The 20301-nt window shown below is 71.3% G+C and carries 16 protein-coding genes and 1 pseudogene; 3 read left to right on the top strand and 14 right to left on the bottom strand.

What is annotated here, in order from left to right; genetic code table 11:
- Positions 1-50 precede the first annotated feature (50 nt).
- Positions 51-440, top strand: coding sequence for a hypothetical protein (locus tag OHA99_RS24885; RefSeq protein WP_405697913.1), 390 nt, complete (start codon positions 51-53; stop codon positions 438-440).
- On the opposite strand, the pseudogene OHA99_RS24880 reads toward OHA99_RS24885, so the two are convergent.
- Positions 430-721, bottom strand: a pseudogene (locus OHA99_RS24880) (hypothetical protein); the annotation flags it as partial. The gene OHA99_RS24885 and the pseudogene OHA99_RS24880 sit on opposite strands and share 11 nt — an antisense overlap.
- Positions 722-941: 220 nt before the next feature.
- Here OHA99_RS24880 and OHA99_RS24875 point away from each other — a divergent pair.
- A complete protein-coding gene (locus OHA99_RS24875; RefSeq protein WP_405697911.1) occupies positions 942-1643 on the top strand; it encodes a trypsin-like serine protease in 702 nt (233 codons plus the stop codon).
- A gap of 522 nt (positions 1644-2165) precedes the next feature.
- On the opposite strand, the gene OHA99_RS24870 is transcribed toward OHA99_RS24875, so the two are convergent.
- A complete protein-coding gene (locus OHA99_RS24870; RefSeq protein ID WP_405697909.1) occupies positions 2166-2336 on the bottom strand; it encodes a hypothetical protein in 171 nt (56 codons plus the stop codon).
- Positions 2337-2945: 609 nt separating this feature from the next.
- Here OHA99_RS24870 and OHA99_RS24865 point away from each other — a divergent pair.
- Entirely contained in the window at positions 2946-3407 is a 462-nt protein-coding gene (locus tag OHA99_RS24865) for an ATP-binding protein (RefSeq protein ID WP_405697907.1), read from the top strand.
- 69 nt (positions 3408-3476) lie between these two features.
- Here the strand turns inward: OHA99_RS24865 and obgE are convergent, their stop codons facing one another.
- From obgE to mrdA, 12 genes are all read right to left on the bottom strand, one after another.
- On the bottom strand, positions 3477-4919 hold the full coding sequence (gene obgE, locus OHA99_RS24860) for a GTPase ObgE (protein WP_164141740.1): 1443 nt from the start codon (positions 4917-4919) through the stop codon (positions 3477-3479).
- Between the two features lie 110 nt (positions 4920-5029).
- Positions 5030-5284 carry a 50S ribosomal protein L27 gene (gene rpmA / locus OHA99_RS24855; RefSeq protein WP_007449530.1) on the bottom strand — a complete coding sequence of 85 codons (255 nt, stop codon included), beginning with the start codon at positions 5282-5284 and terminating at the stop codon, positions 5030-5032.
- A 14-nt stretch (positions 5285-5298) separates the two neighbouring features.
- Positions 5299-5619, bottom strand: a complete 321-nt coding sequence (gene rplU, locus OHA99_RS24850; RefSeq protein WP_007449531.1) for a 50S ribosomal protein L21 — start codon at positions 5617-5619, stop codon at positions 5299-5301.
- Between the two features lie 200 nt (positions 5620-5819).
- The gene (locus tag OHA99_RS24845) at positions 5820-6881 is read right to left on the bottom strand and encodes an iron-containing alcohol dehydrogenase family protein (RefSeq protein ID WP_165686023.1); all 1062 of its coding nucleotides are present in this window, start codon (positions 6879-6881) and stop codon (positions 5820-5822) included.
- A gap of 180 nt (positions 6882-7061) precedes the next feature.
- Positions 7062-11129, bottom strand: a complete 4068-nt coding sequence (locus tag OHA99_RS24840) for a ribonuclease E/G (protein WP_405697903.1) — start codon at positions 11127-11129, stop codon at positions 7062-7064.
- A 274-nt stretch (positions 11130-11403) separates the two neighbouring features.
- Entirely contained in the window at positions 11404-12180 is a 777-nt protein-coding gene (locus tag OHA99_RS24835) for a TIGR03936 family radical SAM-associated protein (RefSeq protein WP_405697902.1), read from the bottom strand.
- A gap of 48 nt (positions 12181-12228) precedes the next feature.
- On the bottom strand, positions 12229-13311 hold the full coding sequence (locus OHA99_RS24830) for a hypothetical protein (protein WP_405697900.1): 1083 nt from the start codon (positions 13309-13311) through the stop codon (positions 12229-12231).
- Between the two features lie 51 nt (positions 13312-13362).
- Positions 13363-14133 (bottom strand): SAM-dependent methyltransferase, encoded by a 771-nt coding sequence (locus tag OHA99_RS24825; RefSeq protein ID WP_405697898.1) that lies wholly within the window; start codon positions 14131-14133, stop codon positions 13363-13365.
- Between the two features lie 40 nt (positions 14134-14173).
- Entirely contained in the window at positions 14174-14500 is a 327-nt protein-coding gene (locus OHA99_RS24820; protein WP_405697896.1) for a S1 RNA-binding domain-containing protein, read from the bottom strand.
- A 78-nt stretch (positions 14501-14578) separates the two neighbouring features.
- Positions 14579-16537: a TIGR03960 family B12-binding radical SAM protein gene (locus tag OHA99_RS24815; protein WP_366471879.1), complete on the bottom strand. Its 1959-nt coding sequence runs from the start codon at positions 16535-16537 to the stop codon at positions 14579-14581.
- A 159-nt stretch (positions 16538-16696) separates the two neighbouring features.
- Positions 16697-17893: a rod shape-determining protein RodA gene (gene rodA / locus OHA99_RS24810; RefSeq protein ID WP_153179868.1), complete on the bottom strand. Its 1197-nt coding sequence runs from the start codon at positions 17891-17893 to the stop codon at positions 16697-16699.
- On the bottom strand, positions 17890-20199 hold the full coding sequence (gene mrdA / locus OHA99_RS24805; protein ID WP_405697894.1) for a penicillin-binding protein 2: 2310 nt from the start codon (positions 20197-20199) through the stop codon (positions 17890-17892). Before mrdA ends, rodA begins: the two co-directional genes overlap by 4 nt.
- Positions 20200-20301 lie beyond the last annotated feature (102 nt).

Raw genomic sequence — 20301 nt, 5'->3', positions numbered from 1 at the left:
AAACTGATCGCCCCTCCCAACGTTCCTTGCCGACACGAAGAGCACCCCGGATGGAGTTCAAACTGCTAACCTCGCATTTCTCTCGAACCGACTGGTGGATCGCCGCTGTCCTGGCGGGCACACTGGCAGCTGTAGCGTTCCGCTCCTTGGTCTGGGAAAAGAGGAACAGGTGGAAGGTGGTCGTGCTTCCCCTGGTCGGCGCGGTCGGCATGGCCGCGGGCTCATCGGCGCGAGGCATAGAAGGCAACACCCCACTGGCGCTGTACACAGTGACCATGCTCAGCCTTGCCCTCACGAGAGTCGTGTTCGCGCGCTACATCAAGCGCCAGATGGAACTCGCACATTCGGGACAGCCCATACCACAACCCACAGCCAAGCAGATCGCACTGTTCATTCTCACCTTGGTAGCGATCATGATGGCCATCGCCTTCACCCTGTAAACCCTCCACAGGCCTGAGCCACTCCGATGCTGCTGGGCAGCCTCTCTGAACGGCCTAACCAAGCGCGGAACTCACGGTCCCGGCGGCGCTGCGCGGCAGGGCGCCTCGAAGCAGTGGCCCTCGCTGCGGCGGCCAAGCATCTCGGCACCGACGGCGACCGAAGGCTCCCAGTCGAAGACGACCGCGCTGTCCTCGGGGACGATGGCGACGCCATCGCCGCCGCGGGCGCCCGCCTTCACCAACCGCTCCTCGACACCGAGACGGTTGAGCCGGGCCGCCAGCTGTTTCGCCGACAACCCTGCCGCCGACCTCACGGTTCCCGCCGGTGCACCTCAGCTGAAGACCATCGCGACTCTGCCCGGCGGTCAGACCCGTAGCGTCGTGGAGCTTCGCCCCCACGGCGAACGCGATCTCGTACTGGCCCGTCTCGCCCAGCCAGTGACGGCGTGACACCCATCATCGTGTCCGCCACCGCACCGGCCGCTGGGCAGGATCTCACCGTTGCCGGTCACGGCCGTACGGCGGACAAATGGGCGCCGCTCGACAAGCACGCAGGCACGTTTTGCCATCACCGCCGTCAGCGGTGGTGACCTCGTCATGAGCGGCAAGGACGGCGCCTCCGTCTGCCAGGGCGACGCAGGTGGCCCGGTCTTCCACATGATCGACGGCCGGCCGACGCTCGTCGGGATCAACAGCCGTTCGAACCAGGTAGGCTGCTTCGGCATCGAATCGGCGAAGGGAACACCCTCCCAGGCTACTGGTACCAGGGTCGACGACCTGAGTGACTGGATCACCGACAATGCCGTGCGGACCCCCGTCTCCGACTTCAACGGCGACGGACGCAGTGATGTCGGCATGCTGTACGACAACGGCGCGGTCACGGACGGTGGGTTCCGCTCGTCGCTCTGGTCGCTCACCAGTACGGGGTCCGGGTTCGCCGAGCCTCAGCGCAAGTGGGACAGCGAGGACTGGGGCAGCTGGAACGGGAGCCGTTCGAAGACGTTTTCCGGTGACTTCAACGGCGACGGCCGAGGCGACGTCGACGTGCTCTACGACTACGGCACGCGGGCCGACGGCAACGGCAACCGCACCGGCCTGCTGACGCTCACGAGCACGGGCACCGGCTTCAAAAAGCCGGTCAAGGTGTGGGACAGCGCGGACGGCAACCACAGTTGGACATGGGCACGGAGCGACATCGCCTGACAGGCGCACACTCACCGCTCGAAAACCGTCACGATGGGAGAACACCGCACGGTGTTCTCCCATCGTGACGTCCACGTGCCAATCGTGGAGGCGGAAACGCCTGCTGTTGAGAAACAGGGCCGGCACACCGTCCCTCTTGGGCAAGCGACAGACCGGCACCCAGCATCGTCGCCTGCCCACGCTCCGAAACGTCATCCCAGTCTCATCGCTGTACGCCTCCTCGTCAGGCACACGGATCCCTGGGTACTTCGACATCGTGTCTGGCGCGCGCCGGTTTGGGCATCCGTGCACGTGCCTCGGTTGGGCGAGCCGGTGGTTACCGATGTCGTACGCGGTCCACGCGAGGAGCTGGGACACCTGGGCGGCTGCGCCGTAGAGCGTGGTGCCTACCTTCTGGCTGTAGATCGCGCTGAGCAGGGGGAGGGCTTCGTGTCGGAAGGAGTGGCGTAAGGCGCGGTGGCCGTGACCGCCTCCGTACTTGAAGTCGAGCTGCATGAACATGCCTGCGGCGTCTCGGATTGCTCAGACGTCGCGCATGCCGATGCGCTGATGTGCCGACCTGTCGGCCTGGATGCCGTCGGGCCTGCTGATCATCCACGACAGGACTGTGAAGTTCAGGTCCGCGTCGGCAACGATCAGGCCTCCATCGTCCGGTGTGTCTTCGGCGCGTTCCTGGGCCAGTCTGTCGAGCACGGGCAGCGCGTCGGGAGCGGTGCTCGGGTATCCGGCGGCTTTCGAGGTGGGTTGTGTCGCTTGGTCGAAGAATCCGAGATCGCCGGCATGACGCCACGCCTCAATTTGACACTGAGGACATCGCATGGTCGCGGCTGGATGCCTGCGCCGTCGCGCCAGCGCCGGACGGCTACGTGAGTAATTCCAAGCGACACGCCGCGTTGTGCTGGGCGTCCTTCATTCGCTTCGCGAGGCCCTTGTTGGAAACCCGCGCGTCCTTCAGACGACGATCAGCTGCGCGTTCGGCTCTCGGCTCATACTCCCCTGCCAACCCGATAAGTGACGGTGAGTGTTCATCGTGTCACAACGTGACGGGTGGGCGGCATTGATGAACCCCCGCGAGCTTAACCGGTGTTCGTCTGAACCCCCCGGTGGACACTCCCGGTCAGCCGCCGTTCGCCGTGTACCTGGCTTCCGCGTAGCAAGCGGCCGGGCAAGGGCAGCCAAGGCTGACAAGGGGACCTCATGGACGCGAGGCAAGCACGGCAGCACGAACACGTGGGCGCAGAGATCGAGGCGTTCGCCCACTGATTCGCGAAGCCTGATCCGTCCGCCGGGCATTTCCTAACCGTGACGCTGTTTACGGAGGCTCCCGACGCGGCTCGCGTGGCGCGAGGCATGACGGCCGACTTCCTGCGGGGCGCCGGTGCGGATGCCATGGTGGACGACGCCCGGCTGATCGTCTCAGAGTTGTTCGGCAACGTGGTGAACCACGTGGTGCCGGAACCTGCTCTGGCTCAGTCTGGCGGGTCCCGTCGTATGGACGTGAGCTTCGAGCTGTGGCCGAAGTGGCTCTTCATCGGGGTCACGGACGAGGACTCCACGCCGCCGCTCCTCCCTTTGGGAGATGTCTTCCCACCCGGGCTGAGGGGTGAGCTGTCAGAGGTCGTGCTGCCCGACCACGATCGGGGGCTACTGATCGTTCAGCGACTTGCGTCCACTGTCTGCTGGACGCCGGGAGAGAGCGGCGGCAAAACGGTGTGGTGCCGCATGGACATAGGTCAGGCGGCAGGGGTCGATCCGCTCTGCTGACCTACCGGCTGCCACCCACGTGTCTCCCCGCGCGACTACACCCCGTGTCTCTGCGGCAAAGAAGTTCCGCTACGACGCAAAGGGGTCGAACCCTTCGTACTCTCCGTCCGCCTCGTCCTTCTCGGCCTGCCGGTCGCGACGGCGCTGCGCGGCGGGGCGGGGCGCCTCGAAGCGGTGGTCCTCGCCGCGGCGGCCGAGCATCTCGGCACCGGCGGTGACCGAGGGCTCCCAGTCGAAGACGACCGCGTTGTCCTCGGGGCCGATGGCGACGCCGTCGCCGTTGCGGGCACCCGCCTTCATCAGCTTGTCCTCGACACCGAGGCGGTTGAGCCGGTCGGAGAGGTAGCCGACGGCCTCGTCGTTGTTGAAGTCGGTCTGGCGCACCCAGCGTTCCGGCTTCTCGCCGCGCACCCGGAACAGGCCGTCCTCCTCGCGGGTGACGGTGAAGCCGGCGTCGTCCACGGCCTTGGGCCGGATGACGATGCGCGTGGCCTCCTCCTTCGGGCGGGCGGCACGCGCCGTGGCGACCAGTTCGGCCAGCGCGAAGGACAGCTCCCTGAGGCCCATGTGGGCCACGGCCGACACCTCGAAGACCCGGTAGCCGCGCGCCTCCAGGTCGGGGCGGACCATCTCGGCGAGGTCCTTGCCGTCGGGCACGTCGATCTTGTTGAGGACGACGATCCGGGGCCGGTTGTCCAGGCCGCCGTACTCGCGCAGCTCCGCCTCGATGATGTCCAGGTCGGAGAGCGGGTCGCGCTCGGACTCCAGCGTCGCCGTGTCCAGGACGTGCACCAGCACGCTGCACCGCTCCACGTGCCGCAGGAACTCCAGGCCGAGGCCCTTGCCCTGGCTGGCGCCGGGGATGAGACCGGGGACGTCGGCGACGGTGTACACGGTCTCGCCGGCCGTCACCACGCCCAGGTTGGGGACGAGCGTCGTGAAGGGGTAGTCGGCGATCTTCGGCTTGGCCGCGCTCAGCACGGAGATCAGCGAGGACTTGCCGGCGCTCGGGTAGCCGACCAGCGCCACGTCGGCGACGGTCTTCAGCTCCAGGTGGATGTCCTGGAGGTCGCCGGGCTCGCCGAGCAGCGCGAAACCGGGGGCCTTGCGGCGCGCGGATGCCAGCGCCGCGTTGCCGAGGCCGCCCCGGCCGCCCTGTGCGGCGACGTAGGAGGTGCCGTGGCCGACCAGGTCGGCGAGCACGTTGCCCGCGCCGTCGAGGACGACGGTGCCGTCGGGCACGGGCAGGACCAGGTCCTGGCCGTCCTTGCCGGAGCGGTTGCCGCCCTCGCCGGGCTTGCCGTTGGTGGCCTTGCGGTGCGGGGAGTGGTGGTAGTCGAGGAGCGTGGTCACCGACTGGTCCACGGTGAGGATCACGTCGCCGCCCCGGCCGCCGTTGCCACCGTCCGGGCCGCCGAGCGGCTTGAACTTCTCACGGTGGACGGAGGCACAGCCGTGGCCTCCGTTACCCGCGGCGACGTGCAGTTCGACGCGGTCCACGAAGGTGGTCATGGGATGTGCCTCCAGTTACTGCCTACTGCGGGAATGTCTCTTGGGTAACACGCGAAAGGCGGACCCGCTTCCCCTCGGGGAAGTGAGGCCCGCCTCGCGAAAGTGTCCGGTCAGGCGACCGGGACGATGTTCACGACCTTGCGGCCGCGGTGGGTGCCGAACTGCACCGCACCGGCCTCCAGGGCGAACAGCGTGTCGTCGCCACCGCGGCCGACACCGGCGCCCGGGTGGAAGTGGGTGCCACGCTGGCGGACCAGGATCTCACCCGCGTTGACGGCCTGACCGCCGAAGCGCTTCACGCCGAGCCGCTGGGCATTCGAGTCGCGACCGTTCCGGGTGGACGATGCGCCCTTCTTGTGTGCCATGTCTCCTCAGTCCCTTACTTCGCAGCCGCGGGGATCTCAGTGACCTTGATCGCCGTGTACTGCTGGCGGTGGCCCTGACGACGGCGGTAGCCGGTCTTGTTCTTGTAGCGCAGAATGTCGATCTTCTGGCCCTTGTGGTGGTCCACGACCTCGGCCTGGACCTTGATGCCGGCCAGCACCCACGGGTCGCTGGTCACAGCGTCGCCGTCGACGACGAGCAGGGTCGAGAGCTCGACCGTGTCGCCGACCTGGGCGGTGGAAATCTTGTCAACCTCAACGATGTCGCCGACAGCAACCTTGTGCTGGCGACCACCGCTGCGCACGATGGCGTACACGCGGATCTCACTCTCTCGCTATGGAACGGCACCCCCGCAGTCCAGCCACCCGGTGACACACGGACGGCCTCTCCCGAACGGGGCCCGCGAGGGCGCACACCCGGAAGGAAAGAGGTTTACGGGGATGTGACGCGTCAGTCGACACGCCGACGGTCAAGATTACGGGCCCGCACGACAGGGGTCAAACCGGGCCCCGCGCCTCAGCCGGAGACCGCCGCGACGTACTCGGCGTACGCCTCCCCCGCCCGCGCGGGCGACAGGTCGAGGTGCTCCAGGATCGTGTACCGGCCGGGCCGGGTCCGCGGCGCGAACTGCACGGCCCGCACGAACTCCTCGTCGCCGAACCCGATCTCCCGGGCCACCACGGGCAGCCCGTGCCGGCGCAGCGTGTCCGCCATCAGCAGGGAGCCCTCCCGGTCGCCGCGCAGATACGTCGCGAAGGCCGCGCCGATGCCCACCTGCTCCCCGTGGCTCGCCGCGCGCCCGGGGTACAGCAGGTCGAGGGCGTGGCTGATCTCGTGGCAGGCCCCGGACGAGGGGCGGGTGTGCCCGGCGATCGTCATGGCGATGCCGGACAGCACCAGGCCCTCGGTGAGCACGGTCAGGAACCCGTCGTCGCCGCACCCGCCGGGGTGGCGGAGCACGGCCTCACCGGCCTGCCGGGCGAGGGCGGCGGCGAGGCCGTCGACCTTCTCGCCGTTCACCCGGTGGGCCAGCTCCCAGTCGGCCACCGCGGAGACGTTGGAGACGGCGTCGCCGATCCCGGAGCGCACGAACCGGATCGGCGCCTCGCGGATCACCGCCAGGTCGACGACGAGCGCGATGGGCGTCGGCACGCCGTACGAACCGCGGCCCGCGTCGTTGTCGAGGATCGAGACCGGCGAGCAGATGCCGTCGTGGGACAGGTTGGTGGCCACCGCGACCATGGGCAGGCCCACGCGGGCCGCGGCGAACTTGGCGCAGTCGATGACCTTGCCGCCGCCGAGGCCGACGACCGCGTCGTAGCGCCCCGACTTCATGCCGTCGGCGAGGCGCACCGCGTCGTCGATGGTGCCGCCGCCGACCTCGAACCAGTCGGCGCCGGGCAGGGACGGCTCAAGCCGCCTGCGCAGCCGGGCCCCCGAACCGTCGCTGATCGCCACGGCCAGCATCCCGGACTGCGAGATCCGCTGGTCCGCGAGGACGCTCGCCAGGTCGTCCAGGGCACCCGGCCGGACGTCCACGACGAGCGGCGAGGGGATGAGCCTCGTCAGTACCGGCACGCGGTCTCCTCTCCTCGCCGGGGACACCCGGCTGTCGTTGATGATGCGCCGGAGTGCGGCCGGGGAAACGTGCGGCCCCGTCCGAACGGAATCCGAACGGACGGGGCCACACGTTTTGCGACACGTACCGGATCAGGCGCGCGCCGGTTCAGGCGGGTGCCGGATCGGGCGGGTGCCGGATCAGCCCTCGTCGGTGGCGGCCGTGACCGACGACGGTGCCTGCTGGGCGGCCGCCGCGGTCTTCTTCGACGCCGTCTTCTTGGCCGTGGCCTTCTTGGCGGTCGTCGTCTTGGCAGTCGTCGTCTTGGCTGCCTTCTTGGCGGTGGCCTTCTTCGCGGTCGTCGTCTTCTTGGCCGCGGTCTTCTTGGTGGCGGCCTTCTTCGCCGTCGCCTTCTTGGCCGTCTTGCGGGCCGCCGCCTTCTTGGCCGGGGCCGCCTCCTCGGCGCCCTCCGCCTCCGGGGCGTCCGCCGCGGCCGACGGGACGACCGTGACGGCCGCCTCCTCGGACGCGGTGGACGTCGTGGGCTTGCGCACCGCGCGGCGCCGCGGACGGGCCGGGGCCGCGCTCTCGGCCGCCTCGGCCGTCTCCGCGGCGGCCGGGGCCTGCGGCGCCTGCTCGGGCTCGGCGGGCTGCTCGGCCACCTGGGCCACCGTGCCGACCGTCTCCGGGACCGTCAGTACGGCGGCCTCGGCACCCTCGGGCGAACCGGTCGGTGCGGACACCTTCCGGGTGGCCCGGCGGCGGGTACGGCCCTTGGGCGCGGCCTCGTCCGACGCGGGCGCCGGGGACTCGGCCGGAGCCGGGGCCGGGGCGCCGGAGACGGCGTCCTCGACGGCTGCGGGCTCGGCCAGCACCTCGGCGGCGGGCTCGCGCCGCACGGGACGCTCGACCTCGTCCTTCACCGTGACGTCCTGCGCGGTGGGCACCTCGGCAGGCACGGCCTCGGCCTTCGCCGTCTCGCTCCCGGCCGTCTCGCCCTTGGCGGTCCCGGCGTTCGCCGTCTCGCCCTTGGCGGCCTTGGGCGCGCCCGCCGGAGCGGACGCCCGACGGCTCGCGCGGCGCCGGCCGCGACCGCGCGTGGCGGCGGCCTCGGCCTCGGCGGCGCTGCTGTACAGCTCCTCGTCCGCGCTGAAGTCGGGCGCCGGGAGGGCGACCGGCTCGGCCACCTCGGCGGCGACCTCGGCCTCGGACTCGGTGTCCGCCTCCTGCTCCGGCGTCGGCCCGGTCTCGACCCCGGCGACGGCCTCGTGCTCGTGCGGCTGGTCGGCCCCGGCCCGTGCCCGCTTGCGGCGCTTGCCACCGCCGCCGCCACCGGCCGCGGACGGCTGGTCGAGGTGGACGATGACACCGCGGCCGTTGCAGTGGACGCAGGTCTCCGAGAACGACTCCAGCAGACCCTGGCCGACCCGCTTGCGGGTCATCTGGACCAGGCCCAGCGAGGTCACCTCGGCGACCTGGTGCTTGGTCCGGTCCCGGCCCAGGCACTCCAGCAGACGCCGCAGCACCAGGTCCCGGTTGGACTCGAGGACCATGTCGATGAAGTCGATGACGATGATGCCGCCGAGGTCGCGCAGCCGCAGCTGGCGCACGATCTCCTCGGCCGCCTCCAGGTTGTTCCTGGTGACCGTCTCCTCGAGGTTGCCGCCCTGACCGGTGAACTTGCCGGTGTTGACGTCGATGACGATCATCGCCTCGGTCCGGTCGATCACCAGCGAACCGCCGCTGGGCAGCCAGACCTTGCGGTCCAGCGCCTTGGCGAGCTGCTCGTCGATCCGGTACGTCGCGAAGACGTCGACCTCGCTGGTCCACCTGGACAGCCGCTCGGCGAGGTCCGGCGCCACGTGCGACACGTAGCCGTGGATGGTCTGCCAGGCGTCGTCGCCGCTGACGACGACCTTGGAGAAGTCCTCGTTGAAGATGTCCCGCACGACCCGGACGGTCATGTCCGGCTCGCCGTACAGCAGCGTGGGCGCGCCGGCGCTGCCGCCCTTGGCCTTCTTCTGGATGTCCTCCCACTGCGCCTGGAGCCGCTCGACGTCGCGGCGCAGCTCGTCCTCACTGGCGCCCTCGGCGGCGGTGCGCACGATGACGCCCGCGTCCTCGGGGACGATCTTCTTCAGGATCGACTTCAGGCGGGAACGCTCGGTGTCGGGCAGCTTGCGGCTGATGCCGGTCATCGAGCCCTCGGGCACGTAGACCAGGTAGCGGCCGGGCAGCGAGACCTGGCTGGTCAGGCGGGCGCCCTTGTGACCGATCGGGTCCTTGGTGACCTGCACGAGGACCGACTGGCCGGACTTGAGGGCGGACTCGATGCGGCGCGGCCCGTTGGCCATGCCCAGCGCCTCGAAGTTGACCTCACCGGCGTACAGGACGGCGTTGCGGCCCTTGCCGATGTCGATGAAGGCGGCCTCCATCGACGGCAGCACGTTCTGCACCTTGCCGAGGTAGACGTTGCCGACGTACGAGGTGGCCTGCTCCTTGTTGACGTAGTGCTCGACGAGCACCCCGTCCTCCAGGACGCCGATCTGGGTGCGCTCGCCGTGCTGGCGGACGACCATGACGCGCTCGACGGCCTCGCGGCGGGCCAGGAACTCGGCCTCGGTGATGATCGGCACACGCCGGCGGCCCTGCTCGCGGCCCTCGCGGCGGCGCTGCTTCTTGGCCTCCAGACGGGTGGAGCCCTTGATGGACTGCACCTCGTCGGACGGCTCGCTCTTCTCCCGCGCGGGGCGCGGCTCGCGGACCTTGACGACGGTGCGCTCGGGGTCGTCGGCGGAGGAGTCGCCCTCGCCGGAGCCGTCCCCGGCCCGGCGGCGACGGCGACGACGGCGCCGGCTGCTGCTGGACCCGCCGCTCTCGCCGGAGGTCTCCTCGCTCTCCTCGGCGTCCTCCTCCGCCTGCTCGGCGGTGTCCGCAGCGTCCTGATCGGCCCGGTCGGCCTGCTCGGCGTCGGTGTGCTCGACCTCGCCGTCCGTCAGGTCGCCGTCGGCGGCGTCACCCCGGCGGCGGCGACGGCCGCCCCGGCGACGGCGCCGGCGCGAGCCGGACTCCTCGTAGCCGTCGGCGTCGTCGTGGTCGTCGCCCGACGCGTCGGACTCGGTCTCGGCCTCGGGCTCGTCGGCGGCCTGGGGCTCGGCCTCGGGCTCGCTGCGCGTGACGGCGACGGTGGCCCGCTCCTCGGCGGCCTCCTCGGCGGCGGCACCCCGGCGCTTGCGGCGGCGGCGCGAGCCGGCCGGCTGCTCCTCGGGGGCCTGGGCGCTCTCCTCGGCCGGCTTCACCGGCTCGGCACCGGCCGCCTCGGCGGCGGCCTCGGCCGCGGCCCGCTCGGGCGTCTGGAACTGGGGCTCGGCGAACACGGGCGCCTGGAACACGGCGACCGCGGGACGCGACGGGCGCTTGGGCGCGTCCGCCTCGTCGGACACCCCGGCGGTCTGCGCGGGGGCGGCGAACCCGGAGGCGGCCTTACGGGTGGACCGGCGGCGCGCACGACGCGGGGCGGCATCGTCGCCGGACTCCGCGGTCTCGGCCGGCGCGGCGGGCTCCGCGGCCTGCGTGGTCTTCGCCGCCTTCGTGCTCTTCACGGCCTTCGCGGGCTCGGGGGCCGCCGCGGACTCGGGTTCGCTCGCTTCGGCGGTGGCCTCGGCGGGCGCCTCGGCCGGGGCGGACACCCGCCGCGTGGCACGACGCCGGGTACGGCCCTTCGGCGCGGCGCTCTCGGCCTCGGCCTCGGTCTCCTGCGCGGCGGGCGCCTCGACGGGCTCGGGGGCCGCGACGGGCTCGGGGGCCACGGCGGCGGCCGGCTCGGCGGCCGAGGTCACGCTGCGCGTGGCGCGACGCCGGGTACGCCCCTTGGGCGCGGCGTCCTCGGTGGCGGCCTCGACGGTCCCGGCAGGCTCCTCGGCCTGCGCCGGCGTCTCGGCGGCGGGGGCCGCGGGCACGACGGTCTCGGCCGTCTCCGCGGGCGCGGGAGCCCCGGCGGGCGCGGACGCACGGCGTACCGCACGACGCCGCGGCCGGGCGGGGGCGGCGGCCTCCGGAGCCGGCGCGGGGGCCTCGGCCGCCTCGGCGGGGGCCGGCTCGGCGGGCGCGACGGTCTCCGCGGGCGCCTCGGATCCACCGGACGGCGGACCCGCCGGGCGGGACGCGGCCCTGCGCCGGCGGCGCGGCGGCAGGGTGTCGCTGGGGGTGTTCGACTCTGAGTCCGTCGAGGTGGTCGACGACTCGGTGGGTTCGGTCGGTTCGAGCATGCGGGGGTTTCTCCCGTCAGGCTCCCGGGCGCCGCGCCTGGTCCGGCATCGACATGTCGACCGCCGGTGACGTCCGCGGCTCGCGCGGTGCGCGGTCGCCGCCGTCCGGGGCGCGGGCGCCGCTCGGAAGCTCATCCGTGTCTTGTCTCGCCGGTTCCGTACCCCTTGTCGTGCACGGCCTGGCGAAAGTCTTGTGGTCGGTGCGCTGCCCGACCCAGGTGGCTCCCGAGTTCGAGGGCGGCGCTACGACGTCCGTCCCTACGCGGAACCTTCCTTACGCCGACGCCTTCGCGGCGGCGGAAGCGGCGGCCGGTTGCGGCTCGGGCGCTTCTGCCTCGCGGTCGGGCGCGAGCGGGTCGGTCACCGCACCGGTCTCTTCATCGAACAGCCCCTGCGCCAGCCTGGTCACCGCTGCGGGGACCGGCGGCGCCAGGTCGGCCACGGCGCGAAGACCGGACAGGACGTCGTCGGGTCGTACGGCAGGCGTCACGTGCCGAACAACCAGCCGCAGTATCGCACAGGGCCGGTCGGTCGGCCTATCAGCCGGTGAACCGTGCGTGGTGACGCTCTCCAGGTGTGCGACGGCGGAGCGGGTGTCGAAGGTACGGACGCCGTTCTTCGTACGGCGCTGCACCTCCACCACCGGGGCCGCGTCGAAGGCCGCGACGGCCCTCTCGGCCTCGGCGGGCTCCACACCGTCCAGCCGCAGCTCCCACACGGAGGCCGTCAGCCGGTCGGCGAGCCCGGAGGTCCGGGCCTCGACCGCGTCGACGACGTCGAGCCCGGTGGGCAGCGACGCGTCGAGGAGCAGCCGCAGCCGCTCCGGGTCGCGCGCCTCGGTCAGCGCGATCTCCAGGTATTCCGCCTCACTGCCCGTGCCGGTGGGTGCGGCATTGGCGTACGACACCTTCGGGTGCGGGGTGAACCCCGCCGAGTACGCCATGGGCACCTCGGCGCGGCGCAGCGCACGCTCGAAGGCGCGCTGGAAGTCACGGTGGCTGGTGAACCGGAGGCGGCCGCGCTTGGTGTAACGCAGTCGGATGCGCTGCACCGCGGGAACGGGCGGCGGGCCTACGGGCTGTCGCTTGCCCAGTGTCGTTCAGTCCTTCGTGAGAGCGGTCGTACTGCTACCAAGAGTACGTGTCTCTGCGGCGGATGGTTCCCGCCGGTCCACCGGCTGCCGCTCCGCGGGCTCCCCGAAGAGCATGCGCCGCACGTCGGCACGGGCCTGCCGGACGGAGATCCGGGCCGAGGCGAGCGCCTGCCGCACCGCCCGCCCCGCACCACGCCCCGCCTCGGCGAGGGGCCGCAGGACGGCATCCCGCACGGCGTGCCCCACCGGGGTCAGCACGCTCCGGTACACCCACCGCACCGGCTCCACCACGGTCCACCGCAGGAGCGTGCCGAGGAACCGCCCGACGGCACGCGAGAGGTGCCCGGCGATCCGCCAGGCGTGCCCGACCGCGTCCGCGACCTCCCGCCCGACGACGGCCAGGGCCCGGCCGACGGGGACGAGCACCCACCGCCACACGGCGAGGGCCGGCAGCACCAGCAGCACCCGGACGGTCCAGTACAGGACGAACCCGACACCGGTGACGACCAGCCCCACACCCCGCGCCACCTGCCCGCAGCACCACGCCAACCCCCTGCCGCACCGGGCGAGCGCGTGCCCGGCCGGAGTGAGCACCCACCGGTACAGCCACGCCCCCGGCACGACGAGCAGGTACCGCGCGAGCCACGCCACACCCGCGTACAGCCCGCGCCCGATCGCCGCGAGCACCGCGCCCACCCATGTGAGGAACCGGGCGAGCACGTGCCCGGCCGGTGTCAGCACCCACCGGTACAGCCAGACCGCCGGTACGACGAGCAGCACGTTCCCCAGCCGTCCCACGCCCTTGGCGAGCGGCACGACGCCGTACCGCCACAACGCGACCAGCGGCCACACGAAGAGCGCCCGGCCGAGCCACCCGAGCGTCCGACCGACCGGACGCAGCACCGTGTCCCGCAGGAACCGCCCCACGACGGCCAGCGCGTCCCACACCATGCGCACCGGCACGACCAGCACCAGCGCGACGATCCGCACCGGAATCCGGACCGCCACGGCCAGACATCCCTCGGCGTCCGCCCGGCGCACCGGCTCTTCCCCCGGCCCCGCGCCGGGCGCCTTCTCCACGTCCACCATGCCCCCAAGGACGCCGCGGGACCCGGTTCGGATCCCGTGGGGCGTCCTCACTCAGGTCCCGGTGACCGGCACCAGGGTCAGGTACGCGATGCCGAGGACGTCGCGGTAGCCGTTGACCCAGGACGACCGCTGGCCGTCGACCCGTTCCCGGGTCTCGGCGGCCAGGGGGTGGTCCGGGTGGGCGGCGAGCCAGAGCTCCGTGTCGTGGCGGTAGCCGGACTCGAACTCCTCCCACTCCTCACCGCTCGCCGACTCGATCCAGGCCGGGCGGAAGCCCGACTCGACGGCGAGGTCGACCAGCGGTCCGAGCTCGAGGTGATCGCCGGCGTGAGCTCCGGGCCACATCGCCGCGAGTTCCGCCTCCGACGGCGAGCGCTCCCAGAACCCCTCGCCGAGCACGACACGGCCGCCCGGGCGGACCAGCCGGCGCAGCTCGCGCAGCACGGCACCGGGGTCGTACGGCTGCCCCGGGTCGCACAGCGCCTGGCCGGATCCCAGGCAGAGCACCGCGTCCACGGGTCCGCGCGGCGTGCCGAGGGCCGACTCCTCCACGAACTCGACCCGGTCGGCGAGTCCGCGCTCCTTCGCGAGGTCTCTGCCCCTGGCCAGGTCTTCGGCGTTGATGTCCAGGCCCACGCCTCTCGCCCCGGGGACGGACTCCAGGACACGGAGCAGCAGTTCGCCCCAGCCGCAGCCTATGTCGAGGACGGTCGCGGGCGAGGCGGCGGCGAGCCGCGCGACCATGCGCCCGGCGCGGTCTTCGGAGAGCGGCCCGTGGAAGGTCAGACTGCCGAGACGCGGGGGAGGATCAGAAGCTGTCATGCGACGGACGTTAGTTCCTCCCGGGTGGCGTGCCGAGCGATTAAGCCGCGGCCCGCAGGGAGAGGGACAGCCGGCGCCGCTCGCGGTCGATGACCGTGACGACGACGGTGATCTCTTCGCCCACCCGCACCACGTCCTCCGGCCCCTCCACGGGCCCGGCGCTCAGCTCGGACAGGTGCACCAAGCCCTCGATGCCGTCTGCCGCCACCGTGCCGGCCAGCCGCCGGCCGGCACGGAGCCGCTTGAGAAACGCCCAGAGTTCCGGGTTCTCGGTGGCCGCCATCGACAGCCACACCCGGCCCTCCTCCACGTCCACGGAGAGCACCTCGGCGGTGACGCCCTGACCGACCACAGCAGCGTCGGCCATGCGTCGTTGCCAGGAGACGTCCAGCGGCCCCACCGCTCCGAGCGGACGAGCGGCGAACCCGCCTACGGTCTCACGCGATCAGCCGGTCGGAGCGGTGCCCTTGACCGTCAACGGCAGCAGCTTCTTGCCGGTCGGGCCGACCTGGATCTCGGTGTCCATCGCCGGGCAGACGCCGCAGTCGAAGCACGGGGTCCAGCGGCAGTCGTCGACCTCGGTCTCGTCGAGGGCATCCTGCCAGTCCTCCCAGAGCCATTCCTTGTCGAGGCCGGAGTCCAGGTGGTCCCAGGGCAGGACCTCCTCGTAGCCGCGCTCGCGGGTGGTGTACCAGTCGACGTCGACGCCGGTGGGCTCCAGGGCCTTGTCGGCGCAGGCCATCCAGCGGTCGTAGGAGAAGTGCTCGCGCCAGCCGTCGAAGCGGCCGCCGTCGTCGTAGACGGCGCGGATGACGGCGCCGAGGCGGCGGTCTCCGCGGGAGAGGAGGCCCTCGACGATGCCGGGCTTGCCGTCGTGGTAGCGGAAGCCGATGGAGCGGCCGTACTTCTTGTCGCCGCGGATCTTGTCGCGGAGCTTCTGGAGGCGGGCGTCGGTCTCCTCGGCGGAGAGCTGCGGGGCCCACTGGAAGGGGGTGTGGGGCTTGGGGACGAAGCCGCCGATCGACACGGTGCAGCGGATGTCGCCGGAGCCGGAGACCTCACGGCCCTTGGCGATGACGCGGGTGGCCATGTCGGCGATCTGGAGCACGTCGTCGTCGGTCTCGGTGGGCAGGCCGCACATGAAGTACAGCTTCACCTGGCGCCAGCCGTTGCCGTAGGCCGTCGCGACGGTGCGGATGAGGTCATCCTCCGAGACCATCTTGTTGATGACCTTGCGGATGCGCTCGGAACCGCCCTCGGGGGCGAAGGTGAGGCCGGAGCGGCGGCCGTTGCGGGTCAGCTCGTTGGCCAGGTCGATGTTGAAGGCGTCGACGCGGGTGGAGGGGAGGGACAGGCCGATCTTGTCCTCCTCGTACCGGTCGGCGAGGCCCTTGGCGACGTCGGCGATCTCCGTGTGGTCGGCGGAGGAGAGGGACAGCAGGCCGACCTCCTCGAAGCCGGTCGCCTTGAGGCCCTTGTCGACCATCTCGCCGATGCCGGTGATGGAGCGCTCGCGCACGGGGCGGGTGATCATGCCGGCCTGGCAGAAGCGGCAGCCGCGGGTGCAGCCGCGGAAGATCTCCACCGACATGCGCTCGTGGACGGTCTCGGCGAGCGGGACGAGGGGCTGCTTGGGGTAGGGCCACTCGTCGAGGTCCATGACGGTGTGCTTCGAGATGCGCCACGGGACGCCCGAGCGGTTGGGGACGACGCGGGCGATGCGGCCGTCGGGGAGGTACTCGACGTCGTAGAAGCCGGGGACGTAGACGCCGCCGGTCTTCGACAGGCGCAGGAGGAGTTCCTCGCGGCCTCCCGGGCGGCCCTCGGCCTTCCAGGCGCGGATGATCGCGGTGACCTCCAGGACGGCCTGCTCGCCGTCGCCGATGACCGCGCAGTCGATGAAGTCCGCGATCGGCTCGGGGTTGAAGGCCGCGTGGCCGCCGGCCAGGACGATCGGGTCGTCGATCCCGCGGTCCTTGGCCTCCAGCGGGATGCCCGCCAGGTCCAGGGCGGTGAGCATGTTGGTGTAGCCCAGCTCCGTGGAGAAGGAGAGGCCGAACACGTCGAAGGCGCCGACCGGGCGGTGGCCGTCGACGGTGAACTGCGGGACGGAGTGCTCCCGCATCAGCTCCTCGAGGTCCGGCCAGACGCTGTAGGTGCGCTCGGCGAGGACGCCCTGCTGCTCGTTGAGCACCTCGTAGAGGATCATGACGCCCTGGTTGGGCAGGCCGACCTCGTAGGCGTCGGGGTACATCAGGGCCCAGCGGACGTCGCAGGACTCCCAGTCCTTGACCGTGGAGTTCAGCTCTCCGCCGACGTACTGGATCGGCTTCTGCACATGCGGCAGCAGGGCTTCCAGCTGCGGGAACACGGACTCGGCGGCCGGGGAGGCTTCGGCAGGCATCTCACGGGACCTTCGTGTGCTGACAAGGGGGACCATCCAGCCTAACCCGGCCGGACCGGTCCCCCCTACCGCTCGCTCCTCGGGCACCGTACGGCTCACGCCCGGGTGCCGTACCGCTCACGCCCCGGGTGCCGTACCGCTCGGGCCCCGGGTGCCGGTCTACGCCGACATCGGTCTCTGCACGGTGATCGACTGGAGCAGGCCGACCGCTATCCAGATGGCGAACATGGAGGAGCCGCCGTAGGACACGAAGGGCAGGGGCAGGCCGGTGACCGGCATGATGCCGAGGGTCATGCCGACGTTCTCGAAGGTCTGGAAGGCGAACCAGGCGACGATTCCGGCGGCGACGACCGTCCCGTACAGGTCGGGGGTGCCGCGGGCGATGCGGCAGGCGCGCCAGAGGACGACGCCGAGCAGGGCGATGATGAGGCCCGCGCCGAGGAAGCCCAGTTCCTCGCCGGCGACGGTGAAGACGAAGTCGGTCTGCTGCTCGGGGACGAAGCGGCCGGTGGTCTGGGAGCCCTCGAAGAGGCCGGAGCCGGTGAGTCCGCCGGAGCCGATGGCGATGCGGGCCTGGTTGGTGTTGTAGCCGACGCCCGCGGGGTCGAGGGCGGGGTTGGCGAAGGCGGCGAAGCGGGCGATCTGGTAGTCGTCCAGGATGCCGAGCTGCCAGACGGCGAGCGCGCCCGCGGTGCCGGCGCCGAGCAGGCCGAAGATCCAGCGGTTGCTGGCGCCGGAGGCGAGCAGGATGCCGAGCACGATGATGACCATGACCATGACCGACCCGAGGTCGGGCATGAGCATCACGATCAGCATCGGCACGGTGGCCAGGCCCAGGGCCTGGAGCACGGTCCGGTGGTCGGGGTGCGGCCGGTCCCCGGCGTCGACGCGGGCGGCCAGCAGCATCGCCATGCCCAGGATGATCGTGATCTTCACGAACTCCGAGGGCTGCAACGAGAAGCCGCCGGGGAGCTTGATCCAGGAGTGGGCGCCGTTGATGGTCGAGCCGAGCGGGGTGAGCACCAGCAGGATCAGGAACACCGAGAAGCCGTACAGGAGCGGCACGGCGGTGCGCAGGGCGCGGTGGCCGAGCCAGACGGTGGCGACCATCAGGGCGAGGCCGATGCCGGTGTTCAGGAGGTGCCGGGTGAGGAAGTAGTACTGGTCGCCCTGGTTGAGTTCGGTGCGGTTGCGGGTGGCGGAGTAGACGAGCAGCGAGCCCATGAGGGAGAGCGCCACGGCGGCCAGCAGTATCGGCCAGTCGAGCCGCCGGGCCATCGAGTCCCGGGCGAGGAGGCGGGTCCAGCCGGCCTTGTCGGGGCCGTAGCCGGAGACCTGGAAGCTGTTGCCGGTCATGCGCGTGCCCTCCGGCTTCTTCCCCTGCCGCCCGGCCGGGCGCCGCGCCCGGCGCCGCGTGCGCCGCCTCGCCGTCGGTGGCGGCGGGTGTCGCGGTTCTCCCCGTTCTGGTTGGGGGTAGTCGCGGGCTGGTCGCCCTCCTCGACGGGGGCGTACTCCTCGTCCGGGGAGGCCTTCTCGTCGGGCTGGAGCTCCTTGACGACGTCCTTGGGCATCTTCGGCGAGAGGATGGTGCCGTCCGTCTTGATCTTCGGGAGGCTCGCCTGCGGCTTGGGCAGGAGCGCCTTCTTGGGGTCGATGTCGCCGTCGTCGGAGACGCCGTACAGGGCGTCGTAGATGTTGCGGACGGCCGGGCCGGAGGCGCCGGAGCCGGTGCCGCCCTGGGAGATCGTCATGACGATCGAGTAGTCCTTGGTGTACGTAGCGAACCAGGACGTGGTCTGCTTGCCGTAGACCTCGGCGGTACCGGTCTTGGCGTGCATCGGGATCTTGTCCTGCGGCCAGCCGACCTGGGCGAACCGCCAGGCCGCGGTGCCCCGGCTGGCGACGCCGGCGAGGGCCTCGTCCATCTTGGCCAGCGTGGTCTTGCTTATGGGCAGCCTGCCGTGGGCCGTGGGCTCGATCTCGCGGACGGTCTTGCCGTCGGGGCTGACGATCGCCTTGCCGATGCTCGGGTCGTACATGGTGCCGCCGTTGGAGATGGCCGCGTAGATGGTGGCCATCTGGATGGGCGTGACGAGGGTGTCGCCCTGGCCGATGGAGTAGTTGATGGAGTCACCGGCGCGCATCTTGTTGCCGCTGTGGCAGTTCTCGTACGCGATCTTCTCGACGTAGGAGCCGTCCTTCTTGCCGGACTTGCACCAGGCGTCCTTGTTGGCCTCCCAGTAGTCCTGCTTCCACTGGCGGTCGGGGACGCGGCCGGAGACCTCGTTGGGGAGGTCGATGCCGGTCTTGGCGCCGAGGCCGAACTGGTGGGCGGCCTTGTAGAAGTAGTCGTTGGGGTCCTTGGGGTTCATCCCGCCGTCCTTCTTCCACTCCTGGTGGGCCAGGCGGTAGAAGACGGTGTCGCAGGAGAGCTCCAGGGCGCGGCCGAGGCTGATCGGGCCGTAGCTGGCCGACTCGAAGTTCTTGAAGACCTGGCCGCCGACGTTGTAGGCGCTGGAGCAGTCGTACCTGCCGTCGAACTCGTAGCCGGCCTCGACCGCGGCGGCCGAGGAGACCACCTTGAAGATGGAGCCGGGGGCCGCCTGGCCCTGGGTGGCGCGGTTGAGCAGCGGGTAGTTGGAGTCCTTGCCGGTGAGCTTCTTGTAGTCCTTGGCGGAGATGCCGCCGACCCAGGCGTTGGGGTCGTAGTCGGGGTTGGAGGCCATGGCGACGACGCGGCCGGTCTTGGCCTCCATCACCACGACCGCGCCGGCGTCGGCCTCGTAGAGCCGGTTGGTGTTGCGGTCCATCTCCTTGCGGGCGGCCTTCATCGCCTCGTTCAGCTCGTACTCGGCGACGCGCTGGACGCGGGCGTCGATGCTGGTGACGAGGTTGGCGCCGGGGGTGCCGGGGTCGGACTCGGCCTCGCCGATGACGCGGCCGAGGTTGTCGACCTCGTAGCGGGTGACGCCGGCCTTGCCGCGCAGCGCCTTGTCGTACTGGCGCTCCAGGCCGGAGCGGCCGACCTGGTCGGAGCGCAGGTAGGGCGAGTCGGTGTCCTCGGCCTTCTTCAGCTCCTCGTCGGTGACCGGTGAGAGGTAGCCGAGGACCTGGGCGGTGTTGGACTTGCCGGGGGCGGCGTAGCGGCGTACGGCCATGGGTTCGGCGGTGATGCCGGGGAAGTCCTCGGCCCGCTCGCGGATCTGAAGCGCCTGCTTGACGGTGGCCTCGTCGGTGACCGGGATCGGCTGGTAGGGCGATCCGTTCCAGCAGGGCTGGGGGGTCTCGGCGTCGCAGAGGCGGACCTTGTCGATGACGTCCTGGGGCTTCATGCCGAGGACGCCGGCGAGCTTGGTGAGGACGGCCTTGCCGTCGTCCTTCATCTTCAGCAGGTCGGTGCGGGAGGCGGAGACGACCAGCCGGGTCTCGTTGTCGGCGAGGGCGACGCCGCGGGCGTCCAGGATCGAGCCGCGGGTGGCGGGCTGGACGACCTGCTGGACGTGGTTTCCGGAGGCCTCCGCGGCGTACTCGTCGCCCTGGCGGATCTGGAGGTACCAGAGCCGGCCGCCGAGGGTGGCGAGGAGGGAGAGGACGAGGACCTGGATGACGACGAGCCGGGTCTGGACGCGGGTGCTGCGGCCGGTCTCCGGAATGTTAGTCATGGGCGCGGCCCGTCCGGTTGAGGGTGGTGGTGGGCGACGGGTGGGAGTGGGTCACTGCTCTACTGCCTCCCCCTCGTGAGGTGTGTGCTCCTGGTGTGCTGC

It is taken from the genome of Streptomyces coelicoflavus, from assembly GCF_045041415.1.
GTDB classification, from domain to species: domain Bacteria; phylum Actinomycetota; class Actinomycetes; order Streptomycetales; family Streptomycetaceae; genus Streptomyces; species Streptomyces coelicoflavus.
This window is presented reverse-complemented; position numbering and strand designations above follow the sequence as displayed.